Here is a 23,074-nt window from a genome sequence, read left to right on the forward strand (position 1 = left end):
TTGTTTACCTGCCCCTGCCAACCTCGAATCGCTGGCTTCAAATCCAAGAGGCCAACGATTGATTTTTAGGAGATAGTGCGATGCGCGAAGTATTCCAAATGGAACTTCAAGAAGTTCAAACCAGACTGGTTGACATTGCCGAAACGGTGACCAACGTCATTGAAGACGCCACCAAGGCCTTCAACGAGTCAGATGCTCGCCTGGCTGAGCGCGCGATTGCGTTAGCTGAGTCAAATGAAAATAAGGCACTTGACCTTGATGAGCTAGTTATCAAGATTCTGGCCCGTCAGTCACCGGTTGCCCGCGACCTTCGAATCTTGGTATCGGCGCTGAGAATCTCAGCCTCGCTCGAAAGAATGGGCGCGCTTGCCGGCCACATCGCCGCAATTGCCAAGTTCCGCTACCCGGGCTCAGCTGTTCCTGCTCCACTAAAAGGAACTTTTGCCGAGATGGGAAAGCTTGACGTCGAGCTGGCCCACAAGGTTACCGAATTGCTCCGCAACACCAACGTTGATCAGGCACGTGCCATTCAGGCTCAGGACCAGCGCGTTGACGAGTTGCACCGCCACGTTTTTGACGTTGTGCTGGCAGACGACTGGAAAGAAAACGCGATGTTCACCGTTGACGTGACGCTAGCTAGCCGTTACCACGAGCGCTTTGCAGACCACGTAGTAGATATTTCAAGCAAGGTCTCATACCTAACCACCGGCGAGTGGCACGAAGTCATTGACTAATTAGTCAAATAAAAAAGGCCTCCCAAGCGGGAGGCCTTTTTTATTTGAAACTTTGGTTACTTTTTGTTGCCCTGAGCAGCTACAGCTGCCGCACCTGCGGCCGCTGCTTCTGGGTCAAGGTACTCGCCACCCTTTACAAGTGGCTTGAAGTTCTCATCTAGCTGGTAAACCAATGGAATACCGGTTGGGATGTTTAGCTCCGCAATGTCCTCGTCTGAAACATCATCGAGGTGCTTAACCAACGCACGAAGCGAGTTGCCGTGAGCAGTTACAAGAACAGTCTTGCCCTCTTTTAGCGATGGCTGGATGTCTGACAACCAGAAAGGCAGCATGCGCTCAAGAACGTCTTTCAAGCACTCAGTCTTTGGAACGCGGTCGCCCAAGTCTGCATAGCGCTCGTCATGAGCCTGTGAGTACTGGTCGTTGTCATCGATCGGCGGTGGTGGAACATCAAAGCTGCGGCGCCAGGTTTGGAACATCTCTGGGCCATACTCGGCCAAGGTCTGCGCCTTGTCCTTACCCTGCAGAGCACCGTAGTGGCGCTCGTTCAAACGCCAGTCACGCTGCACGTCAATCCAGCTGCGGTCAGCGGCATTTAGCGCAATGTGAGCGGTGTTGATGGCACGCTTCAGACGTGAGGTGTAAAGCAAATCTGGCTTTAGGCCAGACTCGGCAAGTAGCTCACCGGCACGCTTAGCCTCCTCGCGACCCTGCTCGCTAAGGTCAACATCCACCCAACCGGTGAACAGGTTTTTCTGGTTCCAGTCACTGTTACCGTGACGAAGAAGAATCAATGTGTATTTGGCAGTCATGGGTCCAAGTTTAGTGTTTACCGAGCCTCGACTAAGTTTGAAACTGTGGCAACAAAGAAGCCGATAGGCACAATTACGCGGGGTACAACCAACCCAAATCGCCTGCGACGAATCGACCGATTCATCGCAGCCATGCCACTTCTTCGAAAAACCGCTGCCCCGATTGTCGTGGACTTGGGTTTTGGTGCCAGCCCGATCACTGCGATTGAGTTGCTTGCCCGGATAACCAAGATCAACTCAAATGCCCATGTTGTCGGTATTGAAATTGACCGAGAGCGCGTGGAACGCGGTTTGGCAATTGCCCACAGCCACCTGCACTTTACCCATGGCGGGTTCGAGACACCGCTGCCACCCGAACTCAACCAAAAGGCCGATGTAATTAGGGCTTTCAATGTTCTTAGGCAGTACGACGAGTCTGAGGTTCGGGCGGCTTGGCAGTTGATGACATCGCGGCTTAGCGCCACCGGCCGCCTGGTAGAAGGCACCTGCGATGAGATCGGCAGGCTGGCATCATGGGTGACCTTGGATTCCAACGGCCCGATGACTTTCACCATTTCTTTGCGCCTGCAAGGCCTTGAATTACCAAGCAAAGTTGCCGAACGCTTGCCTAAAGCTTTGATTCACCACAATCTTCCGGGTGAAAAAATTCACGACTTCTTGCAAGCGCTTGATCGTGCCTGGCTAATAAATGCAGGTCTTAGCGCGTTTAGCCCAGCGCAGCGCTGGCTGGCAACCTGCCAAACCCTTGAGACTCAAGGGTGGCAAATCCACACCGATAAAAAGCGTCGTCGCCTTGGTGAGTTGACCATCGATTGGTCTGCAGTAGCACCAGAGGGTTACTAAACCTCGGGCAGTTCTGCCCGAGCGGCATCCTCCGCCATTCCACTGGCACACAGCAGGTCAATCAGTAGAGGCCTAAGTAGCAGGAGCACACTGGCTTCGCGAAGCTGATCGGCAATACCAAAGCGTTTTGGATCAAGCTGGTGAATGATTTCGAGGAACATCTTTTGCGAGTCCTCGAGAGCGTCTGGACCCTCAAGGCCTTTAGCCAATACCGCGGTTGCGGCCGAGATCTGCTCGAATAGGTCGGCTAGGTAAGGCCGTGGAACTCCATCACGAATCAAAAAATCAACGCGGCGAACAACAACGCGCAGATTGCGAGTCGCTAAATCCATGCCGCGCATTAGGCGCATCTGATCTGAGAGCTCGCCGCGGTGCTTGCGCAGCAATGGGGAAATTCGAGAAATCGAGACCGCGCTATCGAGGCTCATGCGCCAGTTATCGACCAGTGGCTGCGATCGGCGAACCCTAACCAATGCGGCATCGACGACCTTGACATCGACATTCTTAACCGCCGCGGCGAGCGCATCCACTGCGTCAAGGAAAACTGCAAAAAGTTTGCCCGCATCTTTAGAAGCCATGCCAATTGGGTCTCGCGGAATAAAGGCCGTGAACACTAACGCGGTGACACCACCCAAAAGACCATCGAGGCTGCGAACAAACGCACCCCCGTCAGGATCCGGCATGATTTGAACCAGCATCGCCTGGATTCCAACGGTCAACGAAAAAGCTGCTGTACCTGAAAGGAAGCGCGCCGAAACCAGTGCGACGAAGAGCACTATTGCCATTTGCCAGGCGCCCTTGCCCAGGGTCAAAACAAACACTTCACTCAGGGCAATTCCTACGACCATTCCCAAGGCGGTCTCAAAGACTCGCCTTAGTCGTGCATCTCGCGTAAAACCCAAAGCGGCGATGCTCACGGTAACAGCAAAAATAGGGTTCTGGTGGCCGAGAACAAAATATGCGAATAGGTAGGCCGTAGTTGCCGCGGCTACTATCTGGGTAATTGGCGGCAGCGATTCAAGCACCCGCTGGACTGAAGCGCGAAGTGTCCAATTGATTTTGGGCGCCCTGATACTCATTAGTGCTTGCCACCCATTAGCAAGTTGCGCTTTGGCAGATTCGCGGCCTTGCCGGCCGATGCCGGGACTATGACCTCTTGGCTGGCAGCGATTGGCCCGGTTGATGAATGCACGATCAAAGCGGCATCTTCAGGGACAGATCGACTCAGGATTGCCAGCGCAATTGGCCCCATCTCATAGTGATTTACAGCGATGGTGATCTTGCCGCGCGCCGATTCGGCATCGCCAATAAAAACCCCATCACCTGATTCTGGAAGAGCGTGCCCCGACCCATCGAGGTGCAAAAACGCTAGGCGTCGAGGCGGGTGGCCGAGGTTATGCACTTTTGCCACAGTTTCTTGACCCCGATAACAGCCTTTAGAAAGGTGGACAGCCGTTGACATCCAGTCATATTCATGCGGCAAAGACTTTTCATCTACTTCGGTCAACTGGCGCGGGCGGTGAGCCGCTACCCGAAGGGCATCAAACGCCATGGTGCCGGCTTGACCGTATTTTGCCAAGGTAGCTTCTAGCTCTTGGACCTCAACCAGGCACTCAAACCATGGCCATTTTGCCGGCCAGGTCAGTGCATACCGAACGCCGCCGGAGACCACACCAGGCCAAGGGTCCTGCCAAGCCAACGGGATGCCGTTTGAAGTGGCAACCCCATCAACCGGACTAACCATGTGGCCAACCAGTGCGTAGTCTTCACTTCTATCTGTAATGACAACCTGCATCCGGAAGACCATTTTGTTCAGCCAGTTCAGCAACGGCTCGCGAGATTCTGCCTCAACAATTAGCCACGCGGTTTGCCCGTCATCGATGAAGTGGATTACGTGCTCGATGTGCCCATGTGGATCCAGGAGCAATGCCTCGGCCGATTGGCCCGGTTCAAGATTCTTTAGATTCTGACTCAGCAAACTGTGCAGCCAGGTCAGTCGATCTGGGCCCACCACAGTGATGACTCCGCGTGGGCCGAGGAAGGTTGCAGATTCACCTTCGGCAAGCTCGCGCTGCTCAATCATCGGATTCGAAAAATGAAAAGCAGCCTGAATCAAAACTTAACCTACGCGTTCAAGGCGTGCCGAAGCGTGTGGCTTGAGGTCGGCACCTGGCAAAGCAATTTCCCACACCCACAGCAAGGCGTTTTCAACCAGGCCGTAAAGGCGGGTTGAATGGCGGTAGGTCTTTGATCCTTCAAACGCGATGCCGCTTGCCGAGGCTAGGTCGACTCGAGCACCTTTGATTTTTCCGTTGTAAAGCTCGGCGGCGCCACCCGGGTGCAACATTGACACCTGGATATCAAAGCCACCCTCTTTGTTTCGGAGCTTCTCGAGATCCTCGTGAGTTTTTAGTGATTTGTCACCGGTTCCAACCATGAGCCCCGGGCCGTGGTCGGCGCTTTCAGCCGGGCGGGCCATGCGCCAATAGCCAATTTCGCTGGGTAAGATTGTGCCCGCTTCATCGATAAGTTCAGCAGACGATACGTAGGTCATGGCATTGGAGCCGTCGTGGGCAAACTCCACGCGCTGCTTGAATTCGTATTCCACCGGAGTCTCGTCAGACTCGTTTAGCTTGTAGCTAATTACGCCGGTGCCCTCCCACTTGCCTACCAAAAAGGCAAATGGAGTGAGCTCCAGCGGAAGACCCTCTGGAAGAACGAACAACTACTTTTGCCCCTTGAACAGCTTGTACAGCACGAGTGCTGACACGCCAGCAATGGCAAGTGAGGCCAAAACGAGGAGGCCGGTAAAGAAGATTTCTAGAGCAAGAATCATGCTAAAAGTCTAACCCCTGACCACTAAGTACAGGGTTGCCACCGCGAGAATCAGATAACTTCCGCCGCCTACATAAACCAGCCTGCGCACGAAGCCTTCGGCCTGGGCTCGGAACAATTGAACCAGCGATACAGTCGCAATCGATCCAGCCAATATGGCCCCAAAGCGCGCTTCAATTTGATTGTTGTCGAGCTGCGGTTGCAGCAGTGAAATCACTGTCAGGCCGGCAACGGCAAGCCAGATGAGCAGAATTTCAGTCCAGTTAGATTTCACAAAACAATCATGCCCTATTCACTCGTAAGTAAAGGTCTAGACTTGACCTTGGGAAATGGAGAGAGACATGGCTCAAATCTTGGTTTTGTCGGCGTCAGCCGAATCCGAGATTTTGCCTGCCCTTGGGTTTCTAAGTCATCGAGTTCGCCAAATTGCGGCTGAGCCAGCAAACCTTGTTAACGCTCCGGGACACGACCTAATTTTTCTCGACGCTCGACGCGATCTGGCCAGCGCAAAATCCCTCTCAAAAATCTTGCAGACCACCGGGATCAGCGCTCCACTGATTTTGGTAGTGACCGAAGGTGGCCTTGCAGCGGTGACCGCTGAATGGGCCGCGACAGACATCATTCTTGAGAACGCCGGCCCAGGCGAAATCGATGCGCGCATTCGACTTGCAATTGGCCGCCAGACCCAGACCGAGAAGGTTGACAAGATCCATGCCTCAGGTGTGGTCATTGATGAGGGCAACTACTCGGCCAAGGTTCACGGTCGACCATTGGACCTTACTTATAAAGAATTTGAATTGCTGCGCTTTTTGGCTCAGCACCCGGGCCGCGTTTTTACCCGTGAACAATTGCTTAGCGAAGTTTGGGGTTATGACTACTTTGGTGGTACCCGAACCGTGGATGTTCACATTCGGCGCCTGCGCGCCAAACTCGGAGATCTTGAGGCGCTCATCGGAACCGTTCGAAATGTTGGTTACCGATTCAATTTGCCTGAAGACTCTGACGCCATGTCTTCAAGCATTCGTTAACTCTCTCTTTACCCAACCGTGGCAGGATAAAGAGTATGTCTTCTGAAGAAACCATGGCCATTGCTGTTCCTGACCTAGGCACCGAACTGCGCGCGGACCGCTTTTTAGACCGCGAGCTTAGCTGGCTGGCATTTAACCAGCGTGTACTGGAACTTGCCGAAGACCCAAACCTGCACCTGCTTGAGCGGGTTAACTTTCTGGCAATTTTTGCCTCTAACCTCGATGAATTCTTCATGGTTCGAGTTGCCGGCCTAAAGCGAAGAATTGCCACTGGTCTTGCTGTGACCTCTAGCTCAGGGCTTTCTCCTCAAGATGTATTGAGTGAAATTAGCCGCGAGGCACACCTACTGCAGAGCCGCCACGCAAGCCTATTTATCGACACCATCAAGCCAGCCATGCGCGAAAAGGGCATCCGGATTGTGCGCTGGGCTGCCCTCGATGAGGCTGAGAAATCTTCGCTCCACGATTATTTCCAGAACCAGATTTTCCCGGTACTAACCCCGCTTGCCGTTGATCCAGCCCACCCATTCCCTTACATTTCTGGTCTTTCGCTGAACCTAGCGGTCGTAGTGCGCAACCCTGACAACGGCAAGGAGCACTTTGCCCGCGTGAAGGTCCCGCCACTACTCCCGCGCTTTGTGCGCATTCCGGGCAACACCGGTGTTACCGATGCACGATTTGTGCCGCTCGAGGACGTCATCGGTGAATTTATGGGTCTGCTTTTTCCGGGCATGGATGTTCTTCAGCAGCACACCTTCAGGGTTACTCGAAATGAAGACCTTGAGGTTGACGAGGACGAGGGCGAGAACCTATTGGTTGCCCTTGAGAAAGAACTTTTGCGCCGCCGCTTTGGCCCACCGGTTCGACTCGAGGTGGCCAACGACATCAACCCTCAAGTTCTCGAGCTGCTGATTCGCGAACTTGATATCTCAGATGAAGATGTTTACCACCTACCGTCTCCGCTTGACCTGACCGGTCTTTTTGAGATCGCATCGCTCAAGCGAGCCGACCTGCACTATCCACCTCACCCGGTAATCACCAACCGATTCTTGCAGCCGGTTGAGGACAAAGATGTAAGTATTTTTGCGGCTATGCGCCAGCGGGATATTTTGGTTCACCACCCTTACGAGTCATTCTCAACCTCGGTGCAGGCGTTCGTCGAGCAGGCAGCGGCCGACCCTAAGGTGCTTGCAATCAAGCAAACCCTTTACCGCACCTCAGGTGACTCACCAATTGTTGACGCGTTGATTGATGCAGCAGAAGCCGGCAAGCAGGTCTTGGCACTGGTCGAGATCAAGGCCAGATTTGATGAGCAAAACAACATTGCCTGGGCACGCAAGCTCGAACAGGCCGGCGTTCACGTGGTTTATGGAATCGTTGGCCTCAAGACCCACTGCAAGCTTGCGCTGGTGATTCGCCAAGAAGGCAACCAACTCAAGCGCTACTGCCACGTTGGTACCGGAAACTACAACCCAAAAACCGCGCGTTTCTACGAGGACTACGGCCTATTCACTTCGCGCGATTCCGTGGGCGAAGACCTAACCAAGTTGTTCAACCAACTTTCAGGGTATGCACCTGACTCACAGTTCAAGTCATTGTTGGTTTCTCCGAACGGTGTGCGCCAGGGACTGCTCGAGCGCATCCAACGTGAGATTGATTTCAAGGCGGCTGGGCACGATGCTCGCATCCGTGTGAAGGTCAACTCACTGGTGGACGAAGAAATCATTGATGCTCTGTATCGCGCGTCTAACGCCGGGGTAAAAGTTGAAGTTCTGGTGCGCGGAATGTGCGCCCTTCGACCGGGTGTACCTGGATTGAGCGAGAACATCACCGTTCGGTCAGTTTTGGGTCGGTACCTCGAACACTCACGCATTTTTGGCTTCAATGGCGGGGGCGACCCAGCATTGTTCATCGGATCAGCCGACATGATGCACCGAAACCTTGACCGCCGCGTCGAGGCCTTGGTGCGAATTTCTCAGCCTGACCACATCAAAGAGCTCAACGGCTTCTTTGATTTGGCGATGGATGACAACTCGGCATCTTGGCACCTTGGCGCCGACGGCAAATGGTCTCGCCACCAGTACACCCTCGAGGGCACTCCCCTCACCGACGTTCAGGACCACATCATGGCGGACGTCTATTCAAAGCGAAAGTCGCGCGTATAGTGACGATTTTTGCGGCAGGCGCCGTTCTTTGGCGCGAGGTAGACGGCAAAATTTCGGTCGCAGTGATTCACAGGTCACGCCACAATGACTGGAGCTGGCCAAAGGGCAAAGTTGACCCAGGTGAGTCGCTTCTTGAGACCGCAGTTCGCGAGATCAAAGAAGAAACCGGCCTAAGCGTAAAACTCGGTCAGCACCTAAAGGTGGTTAGGTACAACGTTCCATCTGGCGCACCGAAAGAAGTCCACTATTGGGCAGCAAGGGTCACGGATTCTGCTTTGGCAAAATCAACTTTTGAGCCTTCAGAAGAGGTTGCCAAGGTTGACTGGATGTCGCCGAGCGAAGTCATGGGCTTACTGACCTACCAATTTGACCGAGACGTGCTTGAAGTGTTTCTAAAACAGCACGAAGCTGGCCTTTTGCATACCAAACCAATTCTGGTTTTACGCCACGCAAAGGCAACCCTGCGCACAGATTGGTACGGTGGCAAACCTAAGGATGACGGAAGTCGCCCTCTGCTCCCGGCAGGTTCGGAGCAAGCCGAAAAGCTCATTCCTGCCCTGGCAGCTTTTGGAATCAAGCGCGTTATTACCAGCCCTTGGCTGCGCTGCGTAAGGACCGTCGCACCGTATGCAAACGCTAGGAATCTGAAAATCATTGAACGTTCGCAGCTGAGCGAATTGGGCAATAAAAAGGGCCCAAAGCGCACTCAAAATGTCGTTCACGACATCATCGACGATGGTCGTCCGAGCATCATTTGCTCACACCGACCAGCCCTGCCAACCATTTTGAACACACTGGCAGAGTGTGCCGACGAAAAGTTGTCCAAGCGCATTCTTAATGCTCGCGACCTCAAACCGGCCGAATTTGTTGTTATTCACATGACCAAATTGGTACCCGGAAAAAAGCGCAAGGTGGTCTCGGTCGAGCGTTACACCGCACAGCCGCCGGCTGACTCAAACACCGAATCCGCCGTCGCTTAGACTGACACGATGAAGAAAACCTCATGGGCAGCACTTGCCCTAATTAGTGTTGCCGTCTCATGGGGTGCCGCATTTGTGCTGATGAAAGACGCAATTGCCGATCAGCCTTTTTATGATTTTCTAGCGATCAGATTTACCATCGCGGCGGCAGTGCTTATTGTTTTCAAGCCAAAGGTTCTGCTGGCTTTCGACAAGACCACCGTCAAACACGGAGTGCTGCTCGGTGCTCTCCTTGCTGTTGCCTACTTCACTCAAACTATCGGTCTTGAGCTGGCATCAGCTGCCATCACCGGCTTCATCACCGGCCTTTACGTGGTTTTGGTGCCGATATTTGGTTGGTTACTTTACCGCTCGAAGGTCAATAGGCGCCTCGTTTGGGGCGTGATTCTTGCAACCGGAGCACTTGCGCTGATCTCGATTAACGGGTTCTCCATCGGTGTTGGCGAACTATGGGTAATGCTGTGCGCCGCCCTTTTTGCCGCACACATTATTGGCCTCAGCAAGCTCAGCCCGGGCAAAGACGTGTACGCCTTGACCGTGCTTCAGCTGCTGACCGTTGCCGGCATGAGTTGGGTTGGCGCCCTGATCACCGATGGCTACGAGGCTCCGGTTGACGGTGCCGGCTGGTTTGCCGTTCTGTTCACTGCGATTTTTGCCACCGCGCTGGCCTTCTTGGTTCAAACCTGGGCGCAGTCGATTATGGATGCCTCACGCGTAGCAATTCTGCTGACCGGTGAGGTGGCTTGGACCGCAATTATCGCGGTTGCTGTCGGTCAAGAAGAGCTTGGGCTCAAGACTCTTATCGGCGGTGTGCTGATGACCGCCGCGATGCTAATTGTTGAGTGGCCCTCAAAGAATAAGGATGAGCCTGAGGTTCTTCTCGAGCCGCTTGTACACTAGTCGCTGGATTATCCGAAACGGCCTGAGATGTAGTCCTCGGTCATTTTCTCGCGTGGGTTACTGAAGATGACCTCAGTCTTATCAAACTCGATCAACTTGCCCGGAGCCCCAGTGGCTGCGATGTTGAAGAATGCGGTTTTATCGGAGATGCGGCTGGCCTGCTGCATGTTGTGAGTCACAATCACAATCGTGTAGCTGTCTTTTAGCTCAAGAACGAGGTCCTCGATGGCCTGCGTAGAAATCGGGTCCAAGGCTGACGTCGGCTCATCCATCAAAAGCACCTGAGGCTCAACCGCAATGGCTCGGGCGATGCAAAGGCGCTGCTGCTGGCCGCCAGATAGGCCGGCACCTGGGCGATCCAAGCGATCCTTTACTTCATTCCAAAGGTTTGCGCTTCGAAGCGAACGCTCCACTAGGGCATCTGCATCAGACTTTGACTGCTTCTCATTATTGAGTTTGAAGCCAGCCAAAACGTTGTCGCGAATAGACATGGTTGGGAACGGGTTTGGGCGCTGGAAGACCATACCAACTTCGCGGCGAACCAAAACTGGGTCCACCCCTGAACCGTAAAGATCTTTGCCATCAACCAGAACCTGACCCTTGGCTGAGGCCCCTGGAATTACCTCGTGCATGCGGTTTAAAGTGCGGAGCAGGGTTGACTTGCCACAGCCAGATGGGCCGATGAACGCGGTTACGCTCTTTGGTTCAATATCAAGATTCACACCTTCAACAGCAAGAAAGCTGCCGTAGTAGATGTTGAGGTCTTTGATTTCGATTCTCTTTGCCATGGGGTTCCCTATCGAGATAGCTTGCGGTTGAAATAAGCAGAAAGCGCCCGGGCCCCAAGGTTTAGGGCAAGCACCAAAACAATCAAAACCAGGGCTCCAGCCCAAGCACGATCAATGTAAGCCTGGGCATCGGCACCCTGGCTTGAGTAGGACGAGTAAACAAACACAGGCAGTGTCATCATTCGTTCGTAGAACGGGTTGTAGTTCATGCTCTGGGTGAAGCCAGCAACGATGAGGAGCGGCGCAGTTTCACCAATTACGCGAGAGATGGCAATCATGATTCCGGTGATGATTCCGGCTGAGGAGCTAGGCAACACGACCTTCATGACGGTTAGCCACTTCGGAACGCCGAGTGCGTACGAAGCCTCGCGAAGTTCGTTGGGAACCAGTTTCAGCATTTCTTCAGCAGACCTGATTACCACCGGTGTCATCAGCAGGCTTAGTGCAACCGCGCCAGCAAAGCCCATGCGCACACCTGGGCCAAACGCGATTGCAAACAGAGCAAAAGCGAATAGGCCGGCAACAATCGATGGAATACCGGTCATGACGTCAACGAATACCGTGACAGCACGGGCCAAGCGACCACGCCCATATTCGACCAAGTAAATTGCGGTGAGCAAACCAATCGGAACCGAGATGAGCGTTGCCAGCAACGTGATTTCGACCGTACCGATGATGGCGTGCAGCGCACCTCCACCAGCACCCACGACATTACGCATCGATAGGGTGAAGAAATCCAGATCGAAACGGGCAGCGCCCTGCGAAACGGCGGTAAAGAGTAGTGAGATGAGTGGAAGGATGGCCACACCAAAAGCCGCGAAGATGGCAACGGTAGCGAGTCGGTTCTTAAGGTGCCGGCGCTTTGCAAGGGTTAAGAATCGCATTAGTTGGCTCCTGAGAACTCGCGGCGACGGTTTACAATGGCTCGGGCAGACATGTTGACCACCAGAGTGATGGCGAACAAAACCAAACCTGACGCAATTAGGAGGTTTACGCCTAAGCCGCTTGCCTCAGGAAAATTCAAGGCGATGTTTGCTGCGATGGTGTTTGAGTTAGTCGACGTCAGCAACGCAAATGAGATGACTGCAGCCGGTGACAAGACCATTGCAACTGCCATCGTTTCACCCAGTGCTCGACCGAGGCCAAGCATCGCTGCCGAAATCAAACCTGGGCGCCCAAATGGCAGCACTGCCATCCGGATCATCTCCCACTTGGTCGCGCCCAAAGCCAGGGCAGCTTCTTCATGAAGTTTTGGTGTTTGCAAGAAAATTTCGCGAGCCATGGCGCTCATAATCGGCAAAATCATAATTGCCAGCACAATGGAAACCGTCAAAATTGTGCGGCCGGTGCCTGAAACCTGACCGGCAAAAATTGGCAAGAATCCTAGATTTTCGTTGAGCCAAACGTATGCCGGTTGAACTGCAGGCGCTAACACCTGGATGCCCCAGAGACCAAAAACCACCGATGGAATGGCGGCCAAAAGGTCGATTACATAGCCGAGGCTTTGAGCCAGTTTTCTTGGCGCATAGTGCGAGATAAATAGGCCGATACCGATGGCGAGTGGAGCCGCAATTGCCAAAGCAATTAGAGCGGAGAAAATTGTTCCGAATACGAATGGAACCACGTAGGCCAAGAAGCCATTTTCGGCGTTCGGCAGATCTGCCGGGTTAGCAATCAGCGCAGGCCATGCCTGAACCATCAAAAATATTGCAACTGCAGCCAGCGCTGCAAGGATCACAGAACCTGACCAGATGGTTAGACCGCTGAAAATACGGTCTGCCAAACGGATTTTGGTCTTCATCTCACTCCTGTTTACCTGAATCACGAAGCTGAAATCGGGGTAATAAACCTGTAAAACAAAGGTGCCTGCTTAAGACTACGCCCCAAGCAGGCACCCCCGCACTACTTACTTGATTGCTGAAATTACAGCGGTAACCTTTGCGGTTAGAGCAGCACTAAGTGGTGCTGAGCCGGCTGAGGTTGCAGCGTGAGCCTGACCATCAGTGCTTACTAGGTATGAGGCGTAAGCCTTGACCAAGGCACCCACGGCTGGGTCAGCGTACTCGTTGCAGCCGATAAGGTAGCTAACCAAAACCAATGGGTAGGCGCCTGATGCGGTGGTTGCACGATCAATCTTGATTGCAAGGTCAGTTGCATCGCGGCCCTCAACTGCAGGTGACGCGTCAACAATAGCTGCAGCAGATTCGTTGCTAAGCGCTACAAATTCTTCGCCAACTTTTAGCTTGGCGATTGAAAGCGAACCAGCCTTTGAAGCATCTGCGTAACCGATGGTGTTGGTTCCGTTAGTTACAGCATCAACCACACCCGAGGTGCCCTTGGCGCCTTCACCCGACTGGTACGGGAATACGTCGCTGACTTCGCCATCCCAAATTTCCTCTGCGGTCTTGCTTAGGTAGTCAGAGAAGTTTTTGGTGGTACCAGAGTCATCTGAACGGTGAACGGCAGTGATGTTAGCTGCCGGCAGGTTTGCCTCTGGGTTGAGAGCGACGATGGCCGCGTCATTCCACTTGGTGATGTCGCCCTTGAAGATTCCAGCAATTGTTGCAGCATCAAGGTTCAAGTCAGTGACGCCCTCAACGTTGAAGATAACGGCGATAGGAGAAATGTAAACCGGAACCTCAAAAGGGGTGGTTCCAGGAGCACAGGCGGCAAAGGTAAGCGCAAGCTCTTCATCCTTTAGGTATGAGTCTGAACCGGCAAAGTTAACAGCACCTGCAATAAATGATTCGCGACCAGCACCTGAACCGGTTGGGTCGTAGTTGATGGTGACTGCGCCATTGGCAGTCTGAAATGCCGCAATCCAGGCTTCCTGAGCACTACCCATTGCAGAAGAACCAGCGCCGTTTAGGGTGCCGCTTAGTGAGTCACCATTGGTTGCGCCTTCGTTTGCGGCACAGCCGGTGAGAGCAATAGTTCCAGCGATCGCAAGGCCTGCAATCTTCAGTGCTGATTTCTTGATCATTTAGTGTGTATTCCCTTTCATGTGAGTACATGAATAGGGTAAAAAGCCAAGGTTAATTGAGGCAGTTTGTTTGGTTAACAAAAGGTGTACAAATCGTTCATTTTTCAAATGGCGTCTGGATCGACCCAGCCGAGGGTCTTAGTGACAGCTTTTTGCCAGTCACGGTAGTACTGTTCCACTTGGGCCGATGGCATCGTCGGGTTCCATCGCTGATCTTCGTGCCAGTTTGTTCGAAGCTCGGCTAGCCCAGACCAGAACCCAACTGCCAATCCCGCAACATAGGCAGCGCCCAGGGCCGTGGTTTCGGTGACAACCGGGCGAACCACCGGAACGCCAAGAATGTCAGCCTGAAATTGCATCAGGGTTTCATTTGCCGTCATACCGCCGTCAACCTTTAGCTGGGTTAGCTTGACCCCAGCATCGGCATTGACAGCATCTAGAACGTCGCGTGTCTGGTACGCGGCCGCTTCTAGTGCGGCCCGAGCAATGTGTCCACGATTGACGAATCTCGTCAAACCGGCCAGCACCCCGCGAGCATCCGGGCGCCAATAAGGCGCGAACAGGCCCGAGAAGGCCGGCACAAAATAGGCACCGCCGTTATCCGGGACGGTTTTTGCTAGTTCCTCAACCTCAGCAGAAGAGGCAAAAAGACCTAGGTTGTCTCGGAGCCACTGGATCAGCGATCCGGTTACTGCGATTGAGCCCTCTAGAGCGTAGCGCGCTGGGGCATCACCCAATTTAAAGCCAACTGTGGTGAGCAGTCCATTCTTGCTCTGAACGATTTGCTCGCCGGTTTGAAACATCAAAAAGTTGCCGGTTCCGTAGGTGTTCTTGGACTCCCCTGCGTCAAAAGCTGCTTGCCCAAACGTTGCAGCCTGCTGATCACCAAGAATGCCGGCAATGGGGACGCCGGCCAATTCCGATTCGCCAGCTACGGCACCGTAAATTTCTGATGAGCTCACAATGCGCGGAAGCATTGAGATCGGGATGCCGAATTCCTGGAGCAGATCAGTGCGCCAATTCAAGGTTTGGAGGTCCATCAAGAGAGTGCGCGATGCGTTGGTAACGTCGGTCAGGTGCAGGCCGCCATTAAGGCCACCGGTCAGATTCCAAAGCAGCCAAGTGTCCATGGTTCCAAAACGCAGCTGGCCGGCGTCAGCCTTTTCTCTAGCGCCCGGAACATTTTCTAGAATCCAGATAATTTTGGTAGCCGAAAAATAGGTGGCCAGCGGCAAACCAAGGCTTGCCTTGTATCGGTCTACCCCCTCAACCCCCGCCAATCGATCAACAATTGCTTGAGTTCTGGTGTCCTGCCAAACCAGTGCGTTGTAGACCGGTTTGCCAGTCAAGGAATCCCAAACCATGGTGGTCTCGCGTTGATTAGTTATTCCGATTGCTGCGATGTCTGCAGCACCAAGGCCCGCCTCACGCAGAGCTCCAGAAATTACCGTTTGGGTGTTGGCCCAGATCTCAGCTGGATTGTGCTCCACCCAACCTGGATGCGGAAAAATCTGCTCGTGCTCTTTTTGACTCGAAGCAACCTTTTCACCGTCGCGATTGAAGACTATGGCCCTGGTGCTAGTGGTGCCTTGGTCTACAGCCAAAACAAAATTGCTCATGAGAGGCTCCGCTGAGCCTTTGTAATTTCTGCCTGCGTGCGCGGCTCCGACCATCCAAGTAATTGCTGCATCTCAGTAGCAACCTCAGTAATGACGGCATCGGTGGCCTCACCGGTGAAGGCAAGGCTGGTTCGGCGCATCAAGATGTCAACAAGGTGCACGGCCATTTCTTTTTCAACGATGTACCGCAACTCACCGGTTGAGAGTTTGTCGGTGGATTTGAAGGGTGAGTCGCCAACAGCGCTCAAAAACTCAATTACCTTTGCTGCTCGCGTGCCATAGCGCTCCAGCAATTGCAACGCCCGGTCTTGGCCAACAAAAGTGGCGTGCTCGGCAAGCCACACATCTCGGGCCTTGTCATTTTTCGGGAAATCCTTGGCGCCACCGATAGCCAAATTCTTGGTCGAGACTCGGCGATCGAGCCCGAGTGCAGCCAGAGCCTCTTTGGACAGGTGCTCTGCAAGCGCCCTAAAGGTTGTCCATTTGCCGCCCACCAGACTCAATAGTGGGGTCTCGGTGCCAGGCAGGAGACCTTCAACGATTCGATAGTCCCGGGAAACAAAACCCGGTGCCGTGTCTTCGTGCCGAGGCAAAGGACGCACACCTGAGTACTTGTAGACAATTTGACTGCGGTCAACCGCAATTCGCGGGAACACTTGGCCGATCAATCCAAAAAAGTAATCAATTTCTTCTTCGGTGCAAACGGCCGGTTCGTTGATGTCAGCTTCCAGGTCACTGGTTCCAACCAGCACCCGACCCTTGAGCGGATAAATCAACACAATTCGACCATCAGCATTTTCGAAAAACAACTCACGACCATCACACGCCGCCAACAGCTCGGGGTGATCCAAAACAATATGCGACCCCTTGGTGCCGCCCATAAATTGTGATTTCTCACCGAGAGCCTGATTGGTCAAATCGGTCCATGGGCCTGAAGCGTTTATGACCAGGTCTGCCTTGAATTCAAAAGCCTGACCAGTCTCACGATCCTTGAGCAATACGGAATTGTTGACAACTCCGACTGCCTCAACGTAATTGACCGCGCGGGCATTTGAGCCTTCGCTCAGGCCATCGAGCAACACGTCAAGAGCCAAGCGCTCGGGTTCATGAACCGAGGCATCAAAATACGTTGCTGTGTATTTCACGTTCGGGTCCAGCGCAGGCAACTCTTGAAGAGACTTTTTGCGACCGAGAAATTTGTGAGGCGGAACTGTTCCGCCGCCGCTGGAGAATGAATCGTAAATGCTGAGGCCAAGCTTGATCAGGAGAGCACCGCGTTGGGTTGGTTTGTTCTGTTTGTGAGTCAAAAATCGCATCGGCGCTGCAAGAATGCCCGAATATGTGGTGAAGATAGGAATCGTAGTCTGCAGCGGCTTGACATAGTGCGGTGCAATCTTGAGCAGCCCATTGCGCTCTGTTACTGACTCTCTTACCAGTCGGAACTCACCATTTTCGAGGTATCGAATACCACCGTGGATCATGTGCGAGCTAGCCGCCGATGCCCCTGACGCAAAGTCGTTGCGCTCGACGAGGGCAACCTTGACGCCCTGCAGGCTCAGGTCGCGAAAAGTGGCAAGGCCATTAATGCCACCGCCGATGATAAGCACTTGGGCGTGGTTGTCTGCCATCAGAGCCGAAACGTTTGGTCGCATAGTGCTATTCAACCTTAAAAACTTGAACCCAGACCGATTGCGGCTTGTTAGACTTGTAGGCGTTGTCATTCGTGACGCACATGGGCCTCTAGCTCAGTTGGTTAGAGCAACGGACTTTTAATCCGTGGGTCGTCGGTTCGATCCCGACGGGGCCTACCAAACAAAAATGCACCTCCATTAAAGGGGGTGCATTTTTGTTTGCTTGTCGTCCTGTGGAGAACCGCTCGGGGCCCCGATTGTCACTTGCGGCAAATGGGGCGTCGATCCCGACCGTCACTAATTGCCCAACAGTAGCCAGACGTGGGGTTCAAAGTACGGAGCGAGTGTGCGAGCAAATGTACCGGTTAAATGGTTCTCCCCGCGGTAAACCACCGCGTTTCCGATGACCGGCAGGCACTTGGTTTCAGTGCAATAAACATCATCGAAGTTCACCAAAACCACACGCTCTGAATCAATGCGGTTTACGGCACCTATTTGAGCATCGAAATCAAACGCGTCCTCACGACTGATGGAACAATCTGCATTTGGTTTGTTTTCGAGGCAACCCAGGACGTCATCGATGTGCTTTGGGCTGTCCTTAATGGCTAAAACGGGAATGCCAGCTGCCGTTAGCTGCCGCCACAATTTTGCCGTACCGGTAATTGCGTAGTTTTGCTCATCAGCACCTGCCGGCTCAGCCCAGTCAACCCCGCTCCACTGCGATGTAACCAGCAACGAGAATTTTCGGTCAATCACTTCTGCTTTCACGTTTGCTACCCATTTGGCGCATGCGGCAGTCAGAACTTGATCCTGAACTCGCTGCGCCAAGGTAAACGGGCAACCGCCTTTGGTGTAAACCGTAAGGCTCCAGTTGCGAGATTCGGCGAGGCGCTGGAAGGCACCGGCGTAGTGATTGGCATGCGAGTCACCCACCAACGCAATAGAGACATCACTGGTACCGACAACCAATTCACACGCGCCAGGCTGCGAGTCCCCGCGACTCAAACTGCCGCAAGCTTTGGTGGCAGCACTGGTGTCTGAAGGCGCCGAAATTACCGATGGATAAAGCCGGTTTAACTCGGGATTAGAGCAAGGATTCTGTCCAGGCGCGCGAGCTGCGGCACCAAAGCAAGACTCTGCTTCGACGGCCGTTGACACCAAAACATCATTGGCAATCACACGCTCAGCCTGAGCGGCGGCTGCCCCAGATACGGCCACCAAGGCGGCCGTTGCCAGAGCCAATGCGCTAAAGGTTTTTCTGCGATTGCTGCGCCCGAAAACACCACCTACTAAGAATGGTTTCTCGATGAATTTGGATGTGAAGGCGGCCAGCAAGAGTGTCATGCCGAGGACAATCAATTTTGAAGTCATCGAAGCGTCTAGGCTCAAGACAAATGGGGCCAGGATGAGTATTGGCCAATGCCAGAGGTAAATGGAATAGGAGCGATCGCCCACCCATTGAATTGGAGCTAGGCCGGCTACCCTTGCCAGCAATCCATCGTTGACATTGGCCCAAATGACTAGAGCTGTTCCGAGAACCGGAATCAGCGCCCATGAACCCGGGAATGGCAGAGTCGAGTCAAAAAAGAATCCGGCACCGATAATGGCAGCCAACCCAGTAACCGCCAAAGTCTGGGCAACTTTTTGCTTGGTCACAGCAGGAGCAAAGGCCAACAGCGCGCCGACACCAAACTCCCACGCTCTCACCGGGGTCGAAAAGTAAGCAATGGCCGGTTCAGCCTGGGTTTGAATAACTCCGTAAACGAAGGAGGCAAGGGTTAGTAGTAACAGCGCAGTAAATACCGAACGCTTCCGGGAGCGCTTTGAGAATTTTCCAACCACGAAAAGTGTGCTGGCAATTATCAATGGCCAAGCTAGATAAAACTGCTCTTCGACCGAAAGCGACCAAAAATGCTGGGTTGGTGATGAGGTATTACCAAGCGCCAGGTAGTCGACTGAGTCGGCCGCCAGAACCCAGTTTTCAAAATACAGCGCCGATGCCTGGATCTCTTCGAGCCACTGACCCCACAGGGACATCGGTGTTGAAAAATAGACCGCAATACCGGTAACTGAAAGCACAAAGAATGAGGCCGGCAATAGGCGGCGAACCCGTTTTGCCCAAAATTTGGTGATTGAAAACTTTGATTTAGCAATGTCTCGCAAAATGTGCGAAGTGATCAGGTAGCCAGAAATCACAAAGAAAACGTCAACTCCGATAAAGCCGCCAGTGAGGCGTTGGGGCCAAAGGTGGTAAATCACCACCAAGCCCACTGCGATCGTCCTCAGCGCCTGAATGTCGATGCGTATTACCGGAGGTCGACCAATCGATTGCGTTGGCAAAATGCTCCCTGTTGCGAAGTTTGGTTCAGGCCATCAGGCCACAAAGTTAATCAGATTTTTTGTTTGCAGCTTTGGTCTGCTTGTCTAGGCGCTTTTCTTTCAAGCTCTTAGCGGCAACTTTTTTAACGTTCTTTTGCTGCGATTTTTCTGCCATTTTGGACTCCGTTCGGAAGCCCGATTGACCTCTAGTTCAGACTAGTTGAGTTTGACGCTGAATCTAGCTCTTCTCAGCCTTTGCCCAGATTTTGATACCGAGGATGATCAGCAGCAAGCCAAGTGCCAGCGACAACATGATGTGCCCAAGACCGGCGATTCCGGCTATGGCTCCCGACTCGACCTCAGTGCCAAGCACGGACTGAATTCCGCGGAGGACCATGATCGAAGTGCTCAAAACCAAACCCGCGTTGTAAAGCCAAAAGAAAGTCTTGAAGCGCCAGTCATCAGAGATTTTGAAGGCATTGTCAAGCAACAGCACAATCAAGAAGACCAAGAAACCTAGGGTAAGTAGGTGGGTGTGAACCACGCTCAGTTGGGTGTACTGACCTGCCTCAAACTCATTCAGTTTGGTGAATTCACGGTAAAAGACGCCCGAGGCTAGCCCCAAAACAAGATAAATTGCCGAAGCAATAAAAGATTTCTTCAATTCAAACTCCTCGCTCCAATCCTGCCACGGAAATCTTTTTTGAACCCCGCCGGTTGGCATGCACAGGAGGCCGAAATGAGCGAACTACAGGGGCGACAAATATTGGTGGTTGGTGCCAGTGGCGCCTTTGGAAACGAATTTTGCACTCAGCTAGAGGCAGCAGGCGCGAAGGTTATCGGTACAGCTCGCAACGCAGATTCGGCTTCAAGGCTTCAACCCCAACTAGAGCAACGCTTGCTGTTGAATCTTGAGGACCCTCAATCGATTCAGACCCTCGCCACCTACCTGACGGCTAGCCAGACCACCATCGATGGAATTGTCTTGGCATCTGGATTAGTGGCTTTTGGTTCGGTGGCCGAAACCTCGGCAGCAGACTTGCAGCGATTGACGCAGGTTAATACGCTTGGGCAAATCGATTTGGTTCAACAGTTACTTCCTGCACTGGTTCAATCCACCGCAGCCGGCCGAAGCCCCTTTGTTGTTTCGATAAGCGGTGTAATTGCAGAGCGGCCCATGGCCGGGCTTTCGGCTTACTCAGCCAGCAAGGCAGCACTACACGCATACGCCACTGCCGCCCAGCGCGAGTACCAAAAACTTGGCATTCGGTGGCTGGATGCTCGTCCGGGTCACACCGAATCGGGGTTAGCGAATCGGGCCATTGCCGGAACCGCCCCTAACTTTGGGGTCGGCATGGCCGTAGAACTGGTGATTGGGCGCATAATCAAAGCAGTGCTCGATGACGAGAAGGACCTGCCAAGTGGAAGCTTCTAACCAAGACCTGCCATTACTGCGCTCTGCAGATGGAAAGCCCGCCCTGTGCTTGGTGACCGGGGCAACCGGCTACATCGGCGGTCGATTGATAGTTGAGCTCTTAAAACACGGATACCGCGTGCGGATTTTGGCGCGAAACCCAGAGCGGTTGAAGTACCACCCCTGGATCGACCAAGTCGAAGTTGCCGAGGGAGACGCTCAAGATCTAGCTGCCCTCGAACGTGCGCTGGCAGGCGTTGATGTTGCCTATTATTTGCTACACGCACTGATGTCCAAAGACAATTTTGAGTCTCAAGAACGGACGATGGCCGAAAGCTTCGGCGAAGTGGCTAAAGAATGCAAAGTGCGGCGAATCGTTTACCTCGGCGGCATCATTGCGCCGAATGAAGTTATGTCACCGCACCTGCAAGCCCGGGCCGATACCGGTGAGATCCTTAGAGCCTCGGGGGTATCAACAATCGAACTTCGTGCCGGCGTTGTGATCGGCTCTGGCTCAGCCTCTTTCGAAATGCTGCGCTATCTGACCGAACGTTTGCCTATCATGACGGTACCCAAGTGGGTCAACGTGCGAATCCAGCCGATTGCCGTTAGAGACGTATTGCGTTACCTCGTAGGCGCCGCAACAATCAATCCAACTATTAGCGGGGCATTCGACATCGGTGGCCCGCAGGTCTTCACCTACAAAGAAATGATGCAGCAGTATGCCGAGGCTGCTGGGCTTCGCCGAAGAATCATCATCCCCGTCCCAGTGCTCACGCCAAGGCTTTCATCGGGGTGGGTTGGTCTTGTGACGCCGGTGCCATACACTCTGGCCAAACGCCTGGTAGCCAGCCTCAAGAATGAGGTAGTGGCTGCTGATGACAGCATTCGCGGGCTGGTACCAGACCCACCCGGCGGCCTAACGCCATTCAAACGAGCGGTGCAATTGGCACTAACCAAAATCAAGGATGCCCGCGTGGAGACCAGGTGGAGTGACGCGTCAATTCCGGGAACACCATCTGAGCCACTTCCTACCGACCCAAGCTGGGCCGGCGGAACCCTCTACAAAGATGTTCGAACGGTTCATTCACCTGACTCGGTCGAGGAAGTTTGGAAGCGCGTTGAGGCCATCGGCGGAGACAACGGTTACTCAATAGCAACCTGGGCCTGGCAACTGCGAGGTTTTATTGACCGCATGTTTGGCGGGGTTGGTCTGCGACGCGGAAGGCGCGACCCGAACACCCTCCAGGTCGGCGATGCTTTGGACTTTTGGCGGGTCGAAGAGATTATTAAGCCAAAGCTTTTGCGCCTGCGTGCCGAAATGAAAATGCCGGGACTAGCCTGGCTGGAATTTGGCATCGAAGAAGACCCAGAGACCGGTGGATCAATTTTGACTCAGGTGGCCATCTACGCTCCGAAGGGGCTGCTCGGTCACGCTTATTGGTGGGCGGTTTGGCCGATGCACGGATTTGTGTTTCCTTCGATGGCCAGAACAGCCGCCCTCGCAAAAAAGATCTCCACGAAGCGTTAGTGGATTACAGCGTCAACCTGATCACTTACCGATTGGGCCATGTCCAACTGGATTCCATTTTCGTCGGACGCAAGTGGCTCAAGGTCTAGTAGTTGTGAGTCGAGCAGACTGACCGGCATGAAGTGACCGGTGCGCTTAGACAGCCGCTCTAAAAGCGCGATTCGCGAGCCATGCGGGTGTACAAAAAACGAAGTTGGCGCGATTGACCTGATTTGATCTCGATACTTGCGCTTTAGCGCAGAGCAGGCAATCACTAGATTCTCATCCTTGGCTGCCGCTTCGGCCAATTTGTGACCGACGGTTTCAAGCCATGGCGACCGGTCCTCATCAGTCAGCGGTTCACCGACTGTCATTTTGGCTACATTACCCACCGGGTGAAGGTCATCGCCATCGACAAAGTCACCACCGATGGCCTCAGCCAGCGCCTTGCCGAGTGTTGACTTTCCGCAACCCGAGACGCCCATAACGACGATCTGATCGGCCATCGAATGC

General features: G+C 53.6%; 22 protein-coding genes and 1 tRNA gene. 9 read left to right on the forward strand and 14 right to left on the reverse strand.

What is annotated here, in order from left to right:
- Positions 1-80: 80 nt before the first annotated feature.
- A complete protein-coding gene (gene phoU / locus OO731_RS05180) occupies positions 81-734 on the forward strand; it encodes a phosphate signaling complex protein PhoU (RefSeq protein WP_138275721.1) in 654 nt (217 codons plus the stop codon).
- Between the two features lie 56 nt (positions 735-790).
- Here phoU and OO731_RS05185 read toward each other — a convergent pair whose 3' ends face one another.
- Positions 791-1,546, reverse strand: coding sequence for a phosphoglyceromutase (locus tag OO731_RS05185; RefSeq protein WP_138275722.1), 756 nt, complete (start codon positions 1,544-1,546; stop codon positions 791-793).
- 45 nt (positions 1,547-1,591) lie between these two features.
- Here OO731_RS05185 and OO731_RS05190 point away from each other — a divergent pair, with 45 nt between their 5' ends.
- Entirely contained in the window at positions 1,592-2,389 is a 798-nt protein-coding gene (locus tag OO731_RS05190) for a class I SAM-dependent methyltransferase (RefSeq protein WP_264889898.1), read from the forward strand.
- On the opposite strand, the gene OO731_RS05195 is transcribed toward OO731_RS05190, so the two are convergent.
- The 4 genes from OO731_RS05195 to OO731_RS05210 form a co-directional block, all read right to left on the reverse strand.
- On the reverse strand, positions 2,386-3,468 hold the full coding sequence (locus OO731_RS05195; protein ID WP_264889899.1) for an FUSC family protein: 1,083 nt from the start codon (positions 3,466-3,468) through the stop codon (positions 2,386-2,388). The genes OO731_RS05190 and OO731_RS05195 overlap by 4 nt on opposite strands.
- A complete protein-coding gene (locus OO731_RS05200) occupies positions 3,468-4,472 on the reverse strand; it encodes a folate-binding protein (RefSeq protein WP_264889900.1) in 1,005 nt (334 codons plus the stop codon). Before OO731_RS05200 ends, OO731_RS05195 begins: the two co-directional genes overlap by 1 nt.
- A 36-nt stretch (positions 4,473-4,508) precedes the next feature.
- Positions 4,509-5,114, reverse strand: coding sequence for an FABP family protein (locus OO731_RS05205; protein ID WP_264889901.1), 606 nt, complete (start codon positions 5,112-5,114; stop codon positions 4,509-4,511).
- A gap of 120 nt (positions 5,115-5,234) precedes the next feature.
- Positions 5,235-5,498 (reverse strand): hypothetical protein, encoded by a 264-nt coding sequence (locus OO731_RS05210; RefSeq protein WP_264889902.1) that lies wholly within the window; start codon positions 5,496-5,498, stop codon positions 5,235-5,237.
- A 67-nt stretch (positions 5,499-5,565) separates the two neighbouring features.
- Between OO731_RS05210 and OO731_RS05215 the strand changes: the two genes are divergently transcribed.
- The 4 genes from OO731_RS05215 to OO731_RS05230 are packed head-to-tail and all read left to right on the forward strand — an operon-like array spanning position 5,566 to position 10,297.
- The gene (locus OO731_RS05215) at positions 5,566-6,252 is read left to right on the forward strand and encodes a response regulator transcription factor (protein ID WP_264889903.1); all 687 of its coding nucleotides are present in this window, start codon (positions 5,566-5,568) and stop codon (positions 6,250-6,252) included.
- 35 nt (positions 6,253-6,287) lie between these two features.
- Positions 6,288-8,417, forward strand: coding sequence for an RNA degradosome polyphosphate kinase (locus tag OO731_RS05220; RefSeq protein WP_264889904.1), 2,130 nt, complete (start codon positions 6,288-6,290; stop codon positions 8,415-8,417).
- Complete coding sequence (locus OO731_RS05225) at positions 8,417-9,397, forward strand: NUDIX hydrolase (protein ID WP_264889905.1); 981 nt, start codon at positions 8,417-8,419, stop codon at positions 9,395-9,397. Before OO731_RS05220 ends, OO731_RS05225 begins: the two co-directional genes overlap by 1 nt.
- Positions 9,398-9,406: 9 nt before the next feature.
- Positions 9,407-10,297: a DMT family transporter gene (locus OO731_RS05230; RefSeq protein WP_264889906.1), complete on the forward strand. Its 891-nt coding sequence runs from the start codon at positions 9,407-9,409 to the stop codon at positions 10,295-10,297.
- Positions 10,298-10,305: 8 nt separating this feature from the next.
- On the opposite strand, the gene pstB is transcribed toward OO731_RS05230, so the two are convergent.
- The 6 genes from pstB to OO731_RS05260 all read right to left on the reverse strand — a co-directional run bounded on the left by pstB (position 10,306) and on the right by OO731_RS05260 (position 17,339).
- The gene (gene pstB, locus OO731_RS05235; RefSeq protein ID WP_264889907.1) at positions 10,306-11,085 is read right to left on the reverse strand and encodes a phosphate ABC transporter ATP-binding protein PstB; all 780 of its coding nucleotides are present in this window, start codon (positions 11,083-11,085) and stop codon (positions 10,306-10,308) included.
- 8 nt (positions 11,086-11,093) lie between these two features.
- Positions 11,094-11,969, reverse strand: a complete 876-nt coding sequence (pstA, locus tag OO731_RS05240) for a phosphate ABC transporter permease PstA (protein WP_138315756.1) — start codon at positions 11,967-11,969, stop codon at positions 11,094-11,096.
- The gene (gene pstC / locus OO731_RS05245) at positions 11,969-12,886 is read right to left on the reverse strand and encodes a phosphate ABC transporter permease subunit PstC (RefSeq protein WP_264889908.1); all 918 of its coding nucleotides are present in this window, start codon (positions 12,884-12,886) and stop codon (positions 11,969-11,971) included. The genes pstA and pstC overlap by 1 nt, the downstream gene beginning before the upstream one ends.
- A 105-nt stretch (positions 12,887-12,991) precedes the next feature.
- Positions 12,992-14,068: a phosphate ABC transporter substrate-binding protein PstS gene (pstS, locus tag OO731_RS05250; protein WP_264889909.1), complete on the reverse strand. Its 1,077-nt coding sequence runs from the start codon at positions 14,066-14,068 to the stop codon at positions 12,992-12,994.
- 104 nt (positions 14,069-14,172) lie between these two features.
- Positions 14,173-15,687 (reverse strand): glycerol kinase GlpK, encoded by a 1,515-nt coding sequence (glpK, locus tag OO731_RS05255; RefSeq protein ID WP_264889910.1) that lies wholly within the window; start codon positions 15,685-15,687, stop codon positions 14,173-14,175.
- Positions 15,684-17,339, reverse strand: a complete 1,656-nt coding sequence (locus OO731_RS05260) for a glycerol-3-phosphate dehydrogenase/oxidase (RefSeq protein WP_264889911.1) — start codon at positions 17,337-17,339, stop codon at positions 15,684-15,686. The genes glpK and OO731_RS05260 overlap by 4 nt, the downstream gene beginning before the upstream one ends.
- An 82-nt stretch (positions 17,340-17,421) precedes the next feature.
- Between OO731_RS05260 and OO731_RS05265 the strand changes: the two genes are divergently transcribed.
- A tRNA-Lys gene (locus OO731_RS05265) sits at positions 17,422-17,498 on the forward strand.
- A gap of 117 nt (positions 17,499-17,615) precedes the next feature.
- Here the strand turns inward: OO731_RS05265 and OO731_RS05270 are convergent.
- Positions 17,616-19,658: an acyltransferase family protein gene (locus OO731_RS05270; RefSeq protein ID WP_264889912.1), complete on the reverse strand. Its 2,043-nt coding sequence runs from the start codon at positions 19,656-19,658 to the stop codon at positions 17,616-17,618.
- Between the two features lie 217 nt (positions 19,659-19,875).
- Positions 19,876-20,301 carry a DUF2871 domain-containing protein gene (locus tag OO731_RS05275; RefSeq protein ID WP_264889913.1) on the reverse strand — a complete coding sequence of 142 codons (426 nt, stop codon included), beginning with the start codon at positions 20,299-20,301 and terminating at the stop codon, positions 19,876-19,878.
- 75 nt (positions 20,302-20,376) lie between these two features.
- Here OO731_RS05275 and OO731_RS05280 point away from each other — a divergent pair, with 75 nt between their 5' ends.
- On the forward strand, positions 20,377-21,072 hold the full coding sequence (locus OO731_RS05280) for an SDR family NAD(P)-dependent oxidoreductase (protein WP_264889914.1): 696 nt from the start codon (positions 20,377-20,379) through the stop codon (positions 21,070-21,072).
- Positions 21,059-22,582: an SDR family oxidoreductase gene (locus tag OO731_RS05285; RefSeq protein ID WP_264889915.1), complete on the forward strand. Its 1,524-nt coding sequence runs from the start codon at positions 21,059-21,061 to the stop codon at positions 22,580-22,582. The genes OO731_RS05280 and OO731_RS05285 overlap by 14 nt, the downstream gene beginning before the upstream one ends.
- On the opposite strand, the gene OO731_RS05290 is transcribed toward OO731_RS05285, so the two are convergent.
- Positions 22,579-23,067, reverse strand: coding sequence for a gluconokinase (locus OO731_RS05290; protein WP_264889916.1), 489 nt, complete (start codon positions 23,065-23,067; stop codon positions 22,579-22,581). The two genes, OO731_RS05285 and OO731_RS05290, sit on opposite strands and share 4 nt — an antisense overlap.
- Positions 23,068-23,074: the final 7 nt, after the last annotated feature.

The organism is Rhodoluna sp. KAS3 (assembly GCF_026000575.1).
Lineage (GTDB): Bacteria > Actinomycetota > Actinomycetes > Actinomycetales > Microbacteriaceae > Rhodoluna.

Coding starts and splice junctions, on each gene's coding strand:
- phoU (WP_138275721.1), top strand. CDS start 81: ATGCGCGAAGTATTCCAAATGGAACTTCAAGAAGTTCAAACCAGACTG.
- OO731_RS05185 (WP_138275722.1), bottom strand. CDS start 1,546: ATGACTGCCAAATACACATTGATTCTTCTTCGTCACGGTAACAGTGAC.
- OO731_RS05195 (WP_264889899.1), bottom strand. CDS start 3,468: ATGAGTATCAGGGCGCCCAAAATCAATTGGACACTTCGCGCTTCAGTC.
- OO731_RS05200 (WP_264889900.1), bottom strand. CDS start 4,472: ATGATTGAGCAGCGCGAGCTTGCCGAAGGTGAATCTGCAACCTTCCTC.
- OO731_RS05215 (WP_264889903.1), top strand. CDS start 5,566: ATGGCTCAAATCTTGGTTTTGTCGGCGTCAGCCGAATCCGAGATTTTG.
- OO731_RS05220 (WP_264889904.1), top strand. CDS start 6,288: ATGTCTTCTGAAGAAACCATGGCCATTGCTGTTCCTGACCTAGGCACC.
- OO731_RS05230 (WP_264889906.1), top strand. CDS start 9,407: ATGAAGAAAACCTCATGGGCAGCACTTGCCCTAATTAGTGTTGCCGTC.
- pstB (WP_264889907.1), bottom strand. CDS start 11,085: ATGGCAAAGAGAATCGAAATCAAAGACCTCAACATCTACTACGGCAGC.
- pstA (WP_138315756.1), bottom strand. CDS start 11,969: ATGCGATTCTTAACCCTTGCAAAGCGCCGGCACCTTAAGAACCGACTC.
- pstC (WP_264889908.1), bottom strand. CDS start 12,886: ATGAAGACCAAAATCCGTTTGGCAGACCGTATTTTCAGCGGTCTAACC.
- pstS (WP_264889909.1), bottom strand. CDS start 14,068: ATGATCAAGAAATCAGCACTGAAGATTGCAGGCCTTGCGATCGCTGGA.
- glpK (WP_264889910.1), bottom strand. CDS start 15,687: ATGAGCAATTTTGTTTTGGCTGTAGACCAAGGCACCACTAGCACCAGG.
- OO731_RS05260 (WP_264889911.1), bottom strand. CDS start 17,339: ATGCGACCAAACGTTTCGGCTCTGATGGCAGACAACCACGCCCAAGTG.
- OO731_RS05280 (WP_264889914.1), top strand. CDS start 20,377: ATGAGCGAACTACAGGGGCGACAAATATTGGTGGTTGGTGCCAGTGGC.
- OO731_RS05290 (WP_264889916.1), bottom strand. CDS start 23,067: ATGGCCGATCAGATCGTCGTTATGGGCGTCTCGGGTTGCGGAAAGTCA.